The sequence below is a fragment of the Allobosea sp. 2KB_26 genome (assembly GCF_052115715.1).
Lineage (GTDB): Bacteria > Pseudomonadota > Alphaproteobacteria > Rhizobiales > Beijerinckiaceae > Allobosea.
In genome coordinates this window covers 435905-448994 of record NZ_JBFRHE010000003.1, presented here as the reverse complement: position 1 = coordinate 448994, position 13090 = coordinate 435905, and the positions used below count along the sequence as shown (strand labels likewise).

13 protein-coding genes are annotated in these 13090 nt (G+C 66.0%); 9 read left to right on the top strand and 4 right to left on the bottom strand.

Annotation, left to right across the window (positions count from 1 at the left end; translation table 11 throughout):
* Nucleotides 1-71: 71 nt before the first annotated feature.
* Both rpoZ and AB4099_RS12900 read right to left on the bottom strand, forming a co-directional pair.
* On the bottom strand, nucleotides 72-464 hold the full coding sequence (gene rpoZ, locus AB4099_RS12905; protein WP_069877018.1) for a DNA-directed RNA polymerase subunit omega: 393 nt from the start codon (nucleotides 462-464) through the stop codon (nucleotides 72-74).
* A 109-nt stretch (nucleotides 465-573) separates the two neighbouring features.
* Complete coding sequence (locus AB4099_RS12900; RefSeq protein ID WP_441478370.1) at nucleotides 574-2289, bottom strand: ATP-binding protein; 1716 nt, start codon at nucleotides 2287-2289, stop codon at nucleotides 574-576.
* Between the two features lie 228 nt (nucleotides 2290-2517).
* On the opposite strand from AB4099_RS12900, the gene AB4099_RS12895 reads away from it, so the two are divergent.
* Genes AB4099_RS12895 through AB4099_RS12885 form a run of 3 tightly spaced genes read left to right on the top strand, consistent with a single transcriptional unit; the run spans nucleotide 2518 to nucleotide 4760 of the window.
* On the top strand, nucleotides 2518-3270 hold the full coding sequence (locus AB4099_RS12895; protein WP_441478369.1) for a pyridoxine 5'-phosphate synthase: 753 nt from the start codon (nucleotides 2518-2520) through the stop codon (nucleotides 3268-3270).
* Nucleotides 3271-3279: 9 nt separating this feature from the next.
* Complete coding sequence (gene acpS / locus AB4099_RS12890; RefSeq protein WP_441478368.1) at nucleotides 3280-3684, top strand: holo-ACP synthase; 405 nt, start codon at nucleotides 3280-3282, stop codon at nucleotides 3682-3684.
* A gap of 14 nt (nucleotides 3685-3698) precedes the next feature.
* Complete coding sequence (locus tag AB4099_RS12885) at nucleotides 3699-4760, top strand: DUF2332 domain-containing protein (protein WP_441478367.1); 1062 nt, start codon at nucleotides 3699-3701, stop codon at nucleotides 4758-4760.
* 103 nt (nucleotides 4761-4863) lie between these two features.
* Here AB4099_RS12885 and aqpZ read toward each other — a convergent pair whose 3' ends face one another.
* Nucleotides 4864-5562: an aquaporin Z gene (gene aqpZ / locus AB4099_RS12880; RefSeq protein ID WP_113518172.1), complete on the bottom strand. Its 699-nt coding sequence runs from the start codon at nucleotides 5560-5562 to the stop codon at nucleotides 4864-4866.
* A 334-nt stretch (nucleotides 5563-5896) separates the two neighbouring features.
* Here aqpZ and lepB point away from each other — a divergent pair, with 334 nt between their 5' ends.
* The 3 genes from lepB to era are packed head-to-tail and all read left to right on the top strand — an operon-like array spanning nucleotide 5897 to nucleotide 8296.
* Nucleotides 5897-6664 carry a signal peptidase I gene (gene lepB / locus AB4099_RS12875; protein ID WP_441478366.1) on the top strand — a complete coding sequence of 256 codons (768 nt, stop codon included), beginning with the start codon at nucleotides 5897-5899 and terminating at the stop codon, nucleotides 6662-6664.
* Nucleotides 6661-7392, top strand: a complete 732-nt coding sequence (rnc, locus tag AB4099_RS12870; RefSeq protein ID WP_441478365.1) for a ribonuclease III — start codon at nucleotides 6661-6663, stop codon at nucleotides 7390-7392. Before lepB ends, rnc begins: the two co-directional genes overlap by 4 nt.
* Nucleotides 7385-8296, top strand: a complete 912-nt coding sequence (gene era / locus AB4099_RS12865) for a GTPase Era (protein WP_113518175.1) — start codon at nucleotides 7385-7387, stop codon at nucleotides 8294-8296. The genes rnc and era overlap by 8 nt, the downstream gene beginning before the upstream one ends.
* On the opposite strand, the gene AB4099_RS12860 is transcribed toward era, so the two are convergent.
* A complete protein-coding gene (locus tag AB4099_RS12860) occupies nucleotides 8293-9159 on the bottom strand; it encodes a LysR family transcriptional regulator (protein WP_441478364.1) in 867 nt (288 codons plus the stop codon). The two genes, era and AB4099_RS12860, sit on opposite strands and share 4 nt — an antisense overlap.
* 115 nt (nucleotides 9160-9274) lie before the next feature.
* Between AB4099_RS12860 and AB4099_RS12855 the strand changes: the two genes are divergently transcribed.
* From AB4099_RS12855 to parC, 3 genes are all read left to right on the top strand, one after another.
* Nucleotides 9275-9655: a tautomerase family protein gene (locus AB4099_RS12855; protein ID WP_441478363.1), complete on the top strand. Its 381-nt coding sequence runs from the start codon at nucleotides 9275-9277 to the stop codon at nucleotides 9653-9655.
* A 101-nt stretch (nucleotides 9656-9756) separates the two neighbouring features.
* Nucleotides 9757-10485: a DNA repair protein RecO gene (gene recO, locus AB4099_RS12850; protein ID WP_113518178.1), complete on the top strand. Its 729-nt coding sequence runs from the start codon at nucleotides 9757-9759 to the stop codon at nucleotides 10483-10485.
* 122 nt (nucleotides 10486-10607) lie between these two features.
* Complete coding sequence (gene parC / locus AB4099_RS12845) at nucleotides 10608-12854, top strand: DNA topoisomerase IV subunit A (RefSeq protein ID WP_441478362.1); 2247 nt, start codon at nucleotides 10608-10610, stop codon at nucleotides 12852-12854.
* Nucleotides 12855-13090 lie beyond the last annotated feature (236 nt).

Sequence of the window (13090 nt, the reverse complement as noted above, 5' to 3'; positions counted from 1 at the left end):
GAATCTATGCAGGGTAGGCATGAAAAAGCCCGGCAATGCCGGGCTTTAGCGTGGACTGGTGAACGCTTTGATCAGTCTTCGTCGTCGGCGCTCTCGGTCGGCGGGACGAGGCCGTCGAGGCCGCGCAGCAGATCTTCCTCGCTCATGCGGTCGAACTGGACTTCCGAATCGGGCGTCGCTGCGCTGGACGGGCCGCTGGTCAGGAGCGGCACGGTCTCGGCCTCAGGCTCGTCGACCTCGACATGCTTCTGCAGCGAGTGGATCAGCTCTTCCTTCAAATCTTCGGGAGTGAGCTTCTCTTCGGCGATTTCGCGCAGCGCCACGACGGGGTTCTTGTCGTTGTCGCGGGGAACGAGAATCTGCGTGCCCGAAGCGATCATGCGGGCGCGGTGGCTGGCCAGCAGAACCAGCTCGAAGCGGTTCTCGACCTTGTCGATGCAGTCCTCAACGGTAACGCGAGCCATTGAACGGCTCCTTCTGATCTTGGCGATGCAGGGAAAGATTGATGTGAGCCGGCCATACAGGCAAAGCCGGGCGGATGCAAGATTTTGCTGAGCGCTCCAGGCTCAGGCCTTACCAGCCCTCGCCCTGCATCCGGCTGACCAGTTCGTCGAGCCTAGGCTCACGATGGGCCAGGCCGTCGAGGATCGATCCCCCGGCCATCGCGGGCAGCTCATGCGGCGCAAGCTCGGCAAAGCGCATGCGCATCGGCGTCGCCACGCCCTCGCCGAAGGCGATCGCCTCGCGATTGCCGATGGCCGAGAGGAAGCCGATCGTGCTCGCCGAGGCATCGGCAATGGCCGAGCGGATGATCTGCTGGTCGCGGTCATTGGCGAGCCGCATCGCAAAGATGGTCGAGCATTGCGAAAGGATCGTGGGGTCGAGTTCGCCCGGGCGCTGGGTCACGACGCCGAGATAGGCGCCGTATTTGCGGCCTTCCTTGGCGATGCGGGCGATGGCCTGCCGGGTCGGCGCGAAACCGAGCGACTGATCCGCCGGCACATAACGATGGGCTTCCTCGCAGAGCAGCAGCACCTCGTAGCCGCCATGGCTGAACATGGCGAGGTCGAAGGCGATGCGCGACAGCACGGAGGCGACAGAGTTGACGACATCGGCCGGCAGGCCTGCGAGCTGGAACACGCAGATCGGCCGGCCATGCTGCGGAATCCGGAAGATCTGGCCGATCACCTGGCCCATGCCGTCGATCATGTTCGCGCGTGCGAACATGAACTGGTAGCTCGGGTCGCCGTAGAGGGCTTCGAGGCGGACCTTCAGCGATCGCAGCGCGGCCCGCGGATAACGGATCTCATGGAGTCCCATCAACTCGTCCAGGACCGCAATCGCGTCGACCATTCTGTAGGGCAGGGGGGCGTCGCCGCTGGAGGCTGCGCCACCGGCCAACGACCGCCGCGCCGTCGGATCGAGCGGCCGCTTCAACAGCGAGGAGCCGAGGTCGCGGGCGAAATCCTGGGCTGCGGGCTTGCGATAGCGGGCGCGGGCCGCGGCGATGACCTCGCGCAGGATGTCGATCTCGTCGAGATCGGGGCGGCCGCGAAAGACGACATCGGCAAACTCTTCGAGGCGGAACATCCAGAAGGGCAGGTCGAGGCTCTGCGCATCGGTGACCACGGCCTTGTCGGGAAAGGCGTGGGCGTATTCGTTGTGCGGATCGAGGATCAGCACCCGCAGATGCGGTTTCGCGGCAATCGCCTTGCGCAGCAGCAGCGAGACGGCACTGGATTTGCCGACACCGGTCGTGCCGACCAGCGCGAAATGGCGCGACAGCAGATCGTCGATGCAGACCGTCGCCGGAATGGCGGCATCCTGCGTCAGGTGGCCGATGGCGACGCCGGCCCTGGCGCCGAGGTCATGCACCAGGGCAAGATCATGGGCCCGGATGCGGTGCGCGATCGCTCCGACCGGCGGATAGGTGGTGATGCCGGTCTGGAAATAGGCGCGGCCGCCTTCGGCCTCCAGCACTTCGCCGAGCAGCTCCACCTCGATATGGACGGGATTGTCGGCCAGTTCGTCCCAGAATTCCCTGACGGCCTTGATCTCATAGACCATGCCGACGATCCGGTTGCGCCCGAGATTGATCGAGATCATCCGCCCGACCGTCCAGACCTCGGGCGTTGCCGTGCCGCCGCGTGGCATGATGGTGCCGATCGTCGCGCGCGCGCCAGTGCATGACAGAACGCGGCCGATCGACCGGTCGGCAACCTGGCCGGCCGTGCGACGGTCCGGCACGATGTCGTTCTCGAACTGGCCCTGATTGACGGAAATTTGCACGGCCCTGGGCCTCTCGATCTGATCTGGCTCAGGAATGAAAGGGCGTGCGCGCTTAAGATTGGTTTCCAGGCTGCGTTAGCTTGTCGGCGCGGTTAGCAAATCACGAAGAAATCCGGGAAGGCTCTCGCGATATCCATCAGCGAACGTGGTCTTGCCGATCAATTTCCGTGCCTTGAGCCGGACCGGGCCAGGCGGTATGCACGCTGGCAACGGGCGAGGGGACTTGAGATGACAAATGGCCGGTTGCGACTGGGCGTGAACATCGATCACGTTGCTACGGTGCGCAATGCGCGCGGCGGAGCCCTGCCCGATCCGATCCGCGCCGCGCATCTTGCGGTCGAGGCCGGAGCCGACGGCATCACGGCGCATCTGCGCGAAGACCGGCGCCACATCCGCGATGCCGACATCGAGCGGCTGATGGCCGAACTCACCGTGCCCCTGAATTTCGAGATGGCAGCCACGGCGGAGATGATCGCGCTGGCTGAGCGCCTGAAGCCGCATGCGGCCTGCCTCGTGCCCGAGAAGCGTGAGGAGCGCACGACCGAAGGCGGGCTCGATGTCGTCGGACAGGAGCGTGCTTTGGCGCCAGCGATCGCGCAGCTCAACGCGGCGGGCTCCAGGGTGTCGCTCTTCATCGAGCCGGATGCTGCTCCGATCAGGATGGCGGCCAAGCTCGGCGCGCCGGTGGTCGAGCTGCATACCGGGACCTGGTGCCATGCCGTCATCGACGGCAAGCGGGACAAGGCCGATGCCGAGTTTCGCCGTCTTGCCGAAGGGGCTGCGCTTGCGGCCTCGCTTGGCCTCGAAGTTCATGCCGGCCATGGGCTCGATTACGACACCGCGCGCGAACTGGCGGTCGTTCCCGATTTCGTCGAGTTCAATATTGGCCACTTCCTGGTCGGCGAAGCGCTCTTCATCGGCCTCGAGCAGGCGATCGTGCAGATGCGTGCAGCCATGGACGAAGGGCGCGCCGCCAAGTAGACCGGCTGCATGATCCTCGGCATCGGCTCCGACCTCTGCGATATCCGCCGCATCGAGCAATCGCTGGAGCGATTCGGCGAGCGCTTCACCCATCGCATCTTTACCGAAGGCGAGCGTGCCAAGTCGGACCGCCGTGCCACCCGTGCGGCCTCCTATGCCCGCCGCTTCGCTGCCAAGGAGGCCTGCTCGAAGGCGCTTGGCACCGGTCTGAGCCGCGGCGTGTTCTGGCGCGACATGGAGGTGGTGAACCTGCCCGGCGGCCAGCCGACCATGCGGTTGACCGGCGGCGCCGCCGAGCGCCTCGCGGTGATGCTGCCGCCAGGGCACGAAGCCTTCGTCCATGTCTCGCTGACCGATGATCCGCCAATGGCGCAGGCTTTCGTCGTGATCGAGGCGCGGCCGCTTCTTCCCTGACAGGGAGTATGGGCATGGCAGGTGTCGTCGGCGCGGAACGCGAGGAGCGTATTCGTGCGAGTTTCCGGGGCCAGGCGGAGGCCTGCCGCAGGCTTGGCTCGCCCTTCACGGCGCTGTTCTGCGAGGTGATGGCAAGAGGGCTCGATCAAACCAGCGGTTTTGGCCGGCGCGCCCTTGGCTGGCCGGGCGACCCGGTTGCCGATGCGCTGCCCTTGCGGGCAGCCGGCGCCTTCAACGCCCTGGCGCGTTCCGGAAAAATGCCGTCACTGCAGGCGCTCTACCCGCCGGCTCTTGCCAGCGCGGATGCATTGTGGCGCGGCCTTGCCGCGGCCATCGACGCCCATGACGCGGATCTTGCCGCTTATCTCGACAGCGCCCCGCAGACCAATGAGGTGAAGCGCTGCGCCGCGCTGCTCGGTGGGGCCCTGATCGTTGCCCATGATACCGGCCTGCCGCTCGATCTTCTGGAGATCGGCGCCAGTGCCGGGCTCAATCTCGGTTTCGAGCGCTATCGCTACGCACTCAGTGCCGCCAGCTGGGGACGCGATGATGCGCCGGTCACGATCCGCAGCGAATGGCGCGGGCTACTGCCCCGGCTCGATGTCGCGCTTCGCGTGGCGGCACGGCGTGCCTGCGACCTGAATCCGCTCGACCCATCGCGGCCGGCCGATCGCGCTCGCGTCCTCTCCTATATCTGGCCGGATCAGGCCGACCGCCTGCACACGACGGAAGCTGCCTTCGATGCCGCGTCTGCTGCCCCATGGCGCGTCGAACGAGCCGATGCCGCCGTCTGGGTCGAGGCACGGCTGGCCGAGGCGGCAGTGCCGGGCAGCGCCCGCATGCTGATGCACACCATCATGTGGCAATATCTGCCGGAGCCGACCAAACAGCGCATTATTGCGGCCATGGCCGCAGCCGGCGCCGCGGCGACCGTCGAGCGCCCGCTGGCTTGGCTCCGCATGGAGCCGGACGGCAAGCCGGGCCATGCAGCGGTGACCCTGACGCAATGGCCGGGAGGCGTGGAGCGTGAGCTCGGGCGCGCCGATTATCACGGCCGCTGGGTCGAGTGGCACTGAGGCGGGTTAGCCGACGATGGAAAACGGGCCGGCGCTGCGTGCGCCGGCCCGTTCGATCAGAGAGATACGAGACGCCGGACCGAGCCGGCGCCGTCTTGACCGCTTACGCAGGCTTGTCGGACTTCAGCCAGCGATAGAGCACGCCGCCGAGAGCGCCGCCGATCAGCGGTGCGACCCAGAACAGCCAGAGCTGCTGCAGCGCCCAGCCGCCGACGAACAGCGCCGGGCCGGTGCTGCGCGCCGGATTGACCGAGGTATTCGTCACGGGAATGCTGACCAGGTGGATGAGGGCGAGGCCAAGGCCGATGGCGAGCGGTGCGAAGCCGGCCGGTGCCTTGCCATGGGTCGCGCCCATGATGATGAAGAGGAACATCATCGTCATGACGACTTCCATCAGGAAGCCGGAAAGCAGGCTGTACTGGCCCGGCGAATGTTCGCCATAGCCGTTCGAGGCAAAGCCCTTGGCGAGATCGAAGCCGGGGGCGCCCTTGGCGATCAGATAGAGGATGAAGGCGCCGGCGACGGCACCGATCACCTGCGCAATGATATAGGGGATCACCTCTCCGGAGGGGAAACGCCCGCCGGCCGCGAGTCCGACGGTGACTGCCGGATTGAGATGGCAGCCGGAAATATGGCCGATCGCATAGGCCATGGTGACGACCGTCAGGCCGAACGCAAGTGAGACGCCGAGCAGCCCGATACCGACCTGCGGGAAACCTGCGGCGATGACCGCGCTGCCGCAGCCGGCGAAGGTTAGCCAGAATGTGCCGATGGCTTCAGCCGCATATTTCTTCGAGCTCATACTGATTCCCCCAGAGGTTGTGACCAACTATCAGTGAACCTGGGCTCGGAATGCGTCAATTACGCTACTGCGGGGCTGCCCTTCACCAGCGGCAGGGGTCAATCTTCACCGGCTGGCGCGCCGCCTGGGGCAATGTCGGGCCGGCCGGATTGCGTCGCCGCAGTTGCGGCAGGTCCGGACTGCAAGCAGCCGGGGAAATTCGCGATGGCAGAACCAATGTTGCATTGCGAGGCCGGGCGGCCCTGTTCGCGCCATCTTGTGCGAGGATATCGCGTTGTCCCCGGCCGTACATTCCGCTATGCCGCGCCTCGGAACCGATGAAGGAGCGCCCCGGGTGGCCAACGACGCCGAAATCAAGAGCAAGACGGCCAAGGACGAGGGCGGCATCCTTGAGACGATCAAGGTCGTCGTCCAGGCGCTTCTCATCGCGCTCGTCATCCGCACGCTGTTGTTCCAGCCCTTCAACATTCCGTCGGGCTCGCTGATCCCGACATTGCTGATCGGCGACTATCTCTTCGTCTCCAAATACACCTACGGCTATTCCAAGCACTCGATCCCGTTCAGCCCGCCGCTGTTCAAGGGGCGGGTTTGGGCTGCCGAGCCGAAGCGTGGCGACATCGCCGTCTTCAAGCTGCCGAGCGACAATTCCACCGATTACATCAAGCGCGTCATCGGCCTGCCGGGCGACCGCATCCAGATGATCGACGGCATCCTCCACATCAACAACCAGCCGGTGAAGCGCGAGCGCATCGCCGACTTCGAAACCACCGACAACTGGGGCCGCAGCACCAAGGTCATCCAGTATCGCGAGACGCTGCCTGAGGGCGTCAGCCACAACATCATCGAGCGCGAGGGCGACACCGGCACCTTCGACAACACGCCGGTCTTCCACGTGCCCGAGGGCCATTTCTTCATGATGGGCGACAACCGCGACAACTCGCTGGACTCGCGCGACCGCAGCGTCGGCTACGTGCCTTTCGAGAACTTCGTCGGCCGCGCCGAGATCATCTTCTTCTCCATCGACGACGGTGCCTCCGCCTGGCGTGTCTGGGAATGGCCCTGGACCGTGCGTTGGAACCGCCTGTTCAGCACGATCAAGTGACGAAGCCGGGAGACAGCGGGCGTAAGACGCCCGATCTCGCTCGGCTTGAGGCGAAGCTTGGCCATGTCTTCGCCAATCGCTCCCTGCTTGACACCGCCCTGACCCACATGAGCGCCGAGAGTTCGCGGCTCGGCAGCTATCAGCGGCTTGAATTCCTGGGCGATCGCGTCCTGGGATTGAGTGTCGCCGACATGCTCTTCGAGCGCTATCCGCAGGCCGAGGAAGGCGACATGTCGCGCCGTCTGGCCGATCTCGTGCGCAAGGAGACCTGCGCCGAAGTCGCTCTGGGCTGGGACATCGGCAGCTTCCTGAAGCTCGGCGATGGCGAGATCCTGGGCGGCGCCCGCAAGAACAAGGCGATCCTGGCCGATGCCTGCGAGTCGATCATCGGTGCGGTCTTCATCGATGGCGGCTATGCTGCAGCAAGAGGACTGGTCGAGCGCGCCTTTGGCGAACGCCTGCTGAAGCCGGTGCGCCCGTTGCGCGATGCGAAGACCGCGTTGCAGGAATGGGCGCAGGGCAAGGGCTACCAGACGCCGACTTATACCGAGCGCGGCCGCTCGGGCCCGGACCATGCCCCGCTCTTCCGGGTTGCGGCCCGGATCGCGGGATTGATCGACGCCGAAGCCGAAGGGCGCTCCAAGCGCCTCGCCGAACAAGCTGCTGCCGAGGCGTTCCTGCGCCGCGAGGGGCTCTGGAACGAAACCATGGGAGATGACAATGGCTGAGGCCGACAAGCCCACACGCTGCGGCTTCGTTGCGCTGATCGGCGCGCCCAATGCCGGCAAGTCGACGCTGCTGAACAAGCTCGTCGGCGCCAAGATCTCGATCGTCTCGCGCAAGGTGCAGACGACGCGGACCCAGGTGCGCGGCATCGCGCTCGCCGGCACGGCGCAGGTCATCTTCGTCGACACGCCCGGCATCTTCGCACCCAAGCGCCGGCTCGACCGCGCCATGGTGACGAGCGCCTGGGGCGGCGCGACCGATGCCGACCTGATCGGCGTGCTGATCGATGTCGAGCGCTTCGACAATGAGGAGAACACAAGGCTGCTGGAAAAGCTCGCCGAGCTGAAGCAGCCCAAGTTCCTGATCCTCAACAAGATCGACACGATCGAGAAGGAGAAGCTGCTCGCCATCACGACGCAGCTGAACGAGCGGGGCAAGTTCGAGACCACCTTCATGGTCGCGGCACTGACCGGCTATGGCGTCAAGGACATCCTCGACTGGCTCGAGACGCGTCTGCCGTTCAGCCCCTGGCTCTACCCGGAGGATCAGATCTCGGATGCGCCGCTGCGCTTCCTCGCCGCCGAGATCACGCGGGAGAAGATCTTCGAGCGCCTGCACGACGAATTGCCCTATCGCTCGACCGTCGAGACCGAACAATGGCAGCAGCGGCCCGATGGCTCGGTGCGCATCGAGCAGACGATCTATGTCGAGCGCGAGGGCCAGCGGAAGATCGTGCTTGGCGAGGGTGGCCAGACCATCAAGGCGATCGGTCAGAAGGCCCGCGTCGAGATTGCCGAGGCGGCCGAAGCCAAGGTCCATCTCTTCCTCTTCGTCAAGGTTCGCGAGAACTGGAGCGACGATCCGGAGCGCTATCGCGAGATGGGGCTGGAATTCCCCAAGGGCTAAATCCGTAAGGGCTGAACCGGTCCGCGAAACGCTGCTGCCAGCTCCCTGACGAAGGCGTTGGCGCGCGGGGTCGCGACATTGCTGCGCAGCACGACCTCGGATGAGCCCAGCACTGGGAGGCCCCAATCCGTGCCGACCTCGACGGTTCCGGGTGGGGCGATGCGCGCGGCGAGCGGCGTGACGCCGAGCCCGCCCTGGACGGCCGCCACGACCGCAGCCATGCCGCCGCCGACAAAGGCCTCGCGCCAACTGAGCCCGCCTTCGCCCAGCGCCTCGATGGCGTGACGCCTGAGCGCGCATTCCGTCATCAGGCTGACGAGCGGCAGCGGCTCAGACGGATCGCGCGTCAGCGTTGGCGCGGCGAACCAGCCAAAGGCGTCGCGGCGCAGCGTTTCGCCCGTTCGCCCTTGTCCAATCCGTAGCATCACGGCGACATCGATCTCGCCGCGTTCGAAGGCCGTCTCGAGCAGGCTCGAGCGTTCGATCCGCAGGCTGATCACCAGCGTCGGGTCATGGCCAAAGAGACGCGCCAGCAGGGCCGGGGCATCGGCGCCGACCGCCTGCTCGCTGATCCCGACTGAGATGCGCTCCGGTGCCTCGGTGAAGGCGGCCCACGCCCGTTCATGTGCGGCGAGCAGCTCGCGCGCCGCCGGTACGAAACGCTCGCCCTCGGCGGTGAGCTTGACGAGACGCGGGTGGCGCTGGAGCAGGGCCCGGCCGAGAACCTCCTCGAGCCGCTTGACCCGGGTGCTGACCAGCGACTGGGTCGTGCCCAGCGCCTCGGCGGCGCGCGTGAAGCTGCGCAGATCGGCCGCACTGAGAAAGGCGGCGACCGCATCGATATCGAGCGTCGTAGCCAACATGAATCAAAAATCCATATGATTGATATCTACAATCATACACTACAACGATGTTTCGAGCGGCGCTAGCTTGATCTGGACAGCGAGGCCAATGCCCTCGCAAACCGGAGATCCAACCATGCCCCTGATCCGCATTTCCATGAGGCGCGGCCGTCCCGCCTCCGAGCCGGCCGCCATTGTCGACGGCGTCTATCGGGCGATGCGCGAGACCTTCGAGGTGCCGGAGGACGATCTCTTCGCCGTGATCCACCAGCACGACCCCGACGAGTTCATCTTCAACGCCCGTTATTTCGGTTTCGAGCGCACGGCGGGTCTCGTCATGATCCAGATCACCTGCAACAGCAGCCGCGGCGTCACCCAGAAGAAGGCGCTCTTTGCCAAGATCGCCGAGAACCTGCGCCGGGAGCCGGGGCTGAAGCCCGACGACATCTTCATCAACCTGATCGAGACAGCGCGTGAGAACTGGTCCTTCGGCGGCGGCATCGCCCAGTATGTCTGAGATCAGCTGCCCGCCCTCACGCATCGGCCGCTGACGCGAGCTGTCGGGAGGGCGCGCCTGCGGAAATTGACCCGGCCGGGTGCGCCGCCTAACTCCTAGCCATGGAGTGGAGCGATGACGGCACCATCATCGGCGTCCGGCATCACGGCGAGAATGCCGTGATCCTGGAGGTGCTGACGCGCCTGCATGGCCGCCATTTCGGGCTCGTGCGCGGAGGGCGCTCGGCCCGGGCGCAGCCGGTGCTGCAGCCCGGCAATGCGGTCTCGCTGACCTGGCGGGCCCGACTCGACGAGCATCTCGGCGAATACAAGGTCGAGCTCATCACCTCGCATGCGGCGCGGCTGATCGCGGCGCCCGTCGCCCTCTATGGGCTCGCGGTGATCTCGGCCCTGCTGCGCCTGCTGCCGGAGCGCGATCCCCATCCCGCCCTGCATGAGGGGCTGGCGGTGCTGATCGAGCATCTCGACGAGCAGACGCTGGCGCCGGCTCTGATCGTGCGGTTCGAGGTCGCCATGCTGTCCGAGCTCGGCTTCGGACTTGATCTGACGCGCTGTGCCGTTACCGGCTCGCCCGATGATCTCACCCATGTCTCGCCGAAATCGGGCAAGGCGGTCAGCCGCAAGGTCGCCGAGCCCTATCAGGATCGTCTGCTGGCGCTGCCGCGCTTCCTCAGCGAAGGGCAGGGCGCGCGGCAACCCTCGGCGGCCGATATCGCGGCGGGCTTCGCCCTGACCGGCTTCTTCCTGCGCCGCCATCTGCTTGAGCCGCGCGGATTGCTCGAGTCGCCGGAGCGGGCGCGGCTGCTGGAGCTGGTCGCACGAATTCACTGATTTCTGGCGCGTTTGCGGGTATGACGCTTTGCGCGGCTTGCATCGGGCCGGCATCGTCATAGGAAGTGATTCGCGGCCGGCGTTTCCCGGCGGCCGCAACGTAGATCGAGGTTGAGTGACACATGGGAAAGCCGGTCGAGCCGCCACCGGAGGACGAGACCGAGCGCATCGATCTGAAATCGGCGCTCGAAGAGCGCTATCTCGCCTATGCGCTGTCCACCATCATGCACCGTGCCCTGCCGGATGCGCGTGACGGCCTGAAGCCCGTCCATCGCCGCATCCTGCATGCGATGCGGCTGCTGCGCCTCGACCCCGGCCAGGTGCACAAGAAATGCGCCCGCATCGTCGGCGACGTCATCGGTAAGTTCCACCCGCACGGCGACCAGTCGGTCTATGACGCGCTGGTGCGCCTCGCCCAGGATTTCGCGCAGCGTTACCCGCTCGTCGACGGCCAGGGCAACTTTGGCAATATCGACGGCGATAACGCCGCTGCCTACCGCTATACCGAAGCGCGCATGACCGAGGTCGCGCGCCTCCTGCTCGACGGGATCGAGGAGGACGCGGTCGATTTCCGCGAGACCTATAACGGCGAGGACGAAGAGCCGATCGTCCTGCCGGCGGCGTTCCCCAACCTGCTGGCCAATGGCTCGCAGGGCATCGCGGTCGGCATGGCGACCTCGATCCCGCCGCATAACGCGGCCGAACTCTGCGATGCCGCGCTCTATCTGATCCAGCATCCGGAGACCACCTCCGAGCAGCTCATGACCTTTGTGCCCGGGCCGGATTTCCCGACCGGCGGCATCATCGTCGAGACCCGGGCCTCGATGGCCGAGACCTATCGCACCGGGCGCGGCGCCTTCCGCACCCGGGCGCGCTGGCATGTCGAGGACCAGGGCCGCGGCACCTGGCTCGCAGTGGTCACCGAGATCCCCTACATGGTCTCGAAGGGCCGGCTGATCGAGAAGATCGCCGAGCTGCTGAACGATCGGAAACTGCCGCTGGTCGGGGACCTGCGCGACGAGTCGGCGGAAGACATCCGCGTCGTCATCGAGCCGCGCAGCCGCGCCGTCGATGCCAATCTGATGATGGAATCGCTGTTCAAGCTCACCGAGCTCGAATCGCGCATTTCGATGAACATGAACGTGCTGACCGGCGGGCTGGTGCCGCGGGTGCTCGGCCTCAACGAGGCTCTGCGCGCCTGGCTCGACCATCGCCGCGAAGTGCTGCTGCGCCGCTCGCGCTTCCGCCTCGGCCAGATCGAGAAGCGGCTCGAGATCCTGCGCGGCCTGCTGATCGTCTATCTCGACCTCGATCGCGTCATCAAGATCATCCGCGAGGAGGACGAGCCGAAGGTCGAGCTGATGCGCTATTTCGAGCTCAGCGAGGTCCAGGCCAATGCGATCCTCGACACGCGCCTGCGCGCCCTGCGCAAGCTCGAGGAGATGCAGCTCAAGACCGAGCTCGACGAGCTCACCACCGAGAAGGGCCAGATCGAGGGGCTGCTGGCCTCCGAGGCGACGCAGTGGAAGACCATCTCCTGGGACATCCGCGAGGTGAAGAAGCTCTTCGGCCCGGAAACCGCGATCGGCAAGCGCCGCACCGATTTCGCCGACATGCCGGAGACGACCGATATCGACCTGACGCAGGCCATGGTCGAGCGCGAGCCGATCACGGTCGTCGTCTCCAAGAAGGGCTGGATCAGGGCGCTGAAGGGCCATGTTCAGGACCTCTCGACGCTGTCCTTCAAGGGTGATGACGCGCTGCAGCTCGGCTTCCACACCGAGACCACGGCGAAGCTCCTGGTGCTGGCCTCGAACGGCAAGGTCTTCACGCTGGAGGCGTCCAAGCTGCCGGGCGGCCGGGGCTTCGGCGATCCCATCCGCCTGATGATCGAGCTGGAGGAGACGGCCGACATTGTCTCCGCCTTCCCTTATCGGCCGGGCCTCAAGCTCCTGATGGTGACGACAGATGGGCGCGGCTTCGTCGCCCCCAGCGACGATGTCGTGGCCAATACCCGCAAGGGTCGCCAGGTGCTCAATGTCACCGAGCCGGTCAAGGCCCTGCTCGCCGTTCCCGCCGAGGGCGACCATGTCGCGATCATCGGCGAGAACCGCAAGCTGCTCTGCTTCCCGCTCTCCGAGGTCGCGGAGATGGGGCGCGGCAAGGGCGTGCGCCTGCAGCGCTACAAGGATGGCGGCGTCTCCGACGCCAAGACCTTCAAGCTGGCCGAGGGCCTGACCTGGCTCGACACCTCGAACCGGACCTGGACGGTCGGGGCTGCCGAGCTGATCGAATGGCTCGGCCATCGTGCGGAATCGGGCCGCCTGCCGCCCAAGGGCTTCCCAAAGAACAACAGGTTCGGCGGCTGAGGCTGCATAATGCCCGGGTCCGAGCCCGGGCATGTCAGGCCGCCGTCGATCGAGCCCGGGGCGTCGGACCTCTCGACGGGGACGGACCAGTGGCTCGACGTCGGAGATCGGCGTGACTAGGACACAACTTTGGAAAACCGGCGACCGCCACGGGGGCGGCGAGGCGCAGCGGCCCCCTACTGGATCAAGGCCGTGCGCAGGAAGGGGAGTTATTGGTCCAGCCGCCTGACGTAAGA

Bases quoted from the DNA above. Each gene is read 5' to 3' on its own strand.
- AB4099_RS12860 (WP_441478364.1), bottom strand. From the start codon at position 9,159: ATGTTGGCTACGACGCTCGATATCGATGCGGTCGCCGCCTTTCTCAGT.
- era (WP_113518175.1), top strand. From the start codon at position 7,385: ATGGCTGAGGCCGACAAGCCCACACGCTGCGGCTTCGTTGCGCTGATC.
- aqpZ (WP_113518172.1), bottom strand. From the start codon at position 5,562: ATGAGCTCGAAGAAATATGCGGCTGAAGCCATCGGCACATTCTGGCTA.
- AB4099_RS12885 (WP_441478367.1), top strand. From the start codon at position 3,699: ATGGCAGGTGTCGTCGGCGCGGAACGCGAGGAGCGTATTCGTGCGAGT.
- parC (WP_441478362.1), top strand. From the start codon at position 10,608: ATGGGAAAGCCGGTCGAGCCGCCACCGGAGGACGAGACCGAGCGCATC.
- AB4099_RS12895 (WP_441478369.1), top strand. From the start codon at position 2,518: ATGACAAATGGCCGGTTGCGACTGGGCGTGAACATCGATCACGTTGCT.
- recO (WP_113518178.1), top strand. From the start codon at position 9,757: ATGGAGTGGAGCGATGACGGCACCATCATCGGCGTCCGGCATCACGGC.
- acpS (WP_441478368.1), top strand. From the start codon at position 3,280: ATGATCCTCGGCATCGGCTCCGACCTCTGCGATATCCGCCGCATCGAG.
- AB4099_RS12855 (WP_441478363.1), top strand. From the start codon at position 9,275: ATGCCCCTGATCCGCATTTCCATGAGGCGCGGCCGTCCCGCCTCCGAG.
- rpoZ (WP_069877018.1), bottom strand. From the start codon at position 464: ATGGCTCGCGTTACCGTTGAGGACTGCATCGACAAGGTCGAGAACCGC.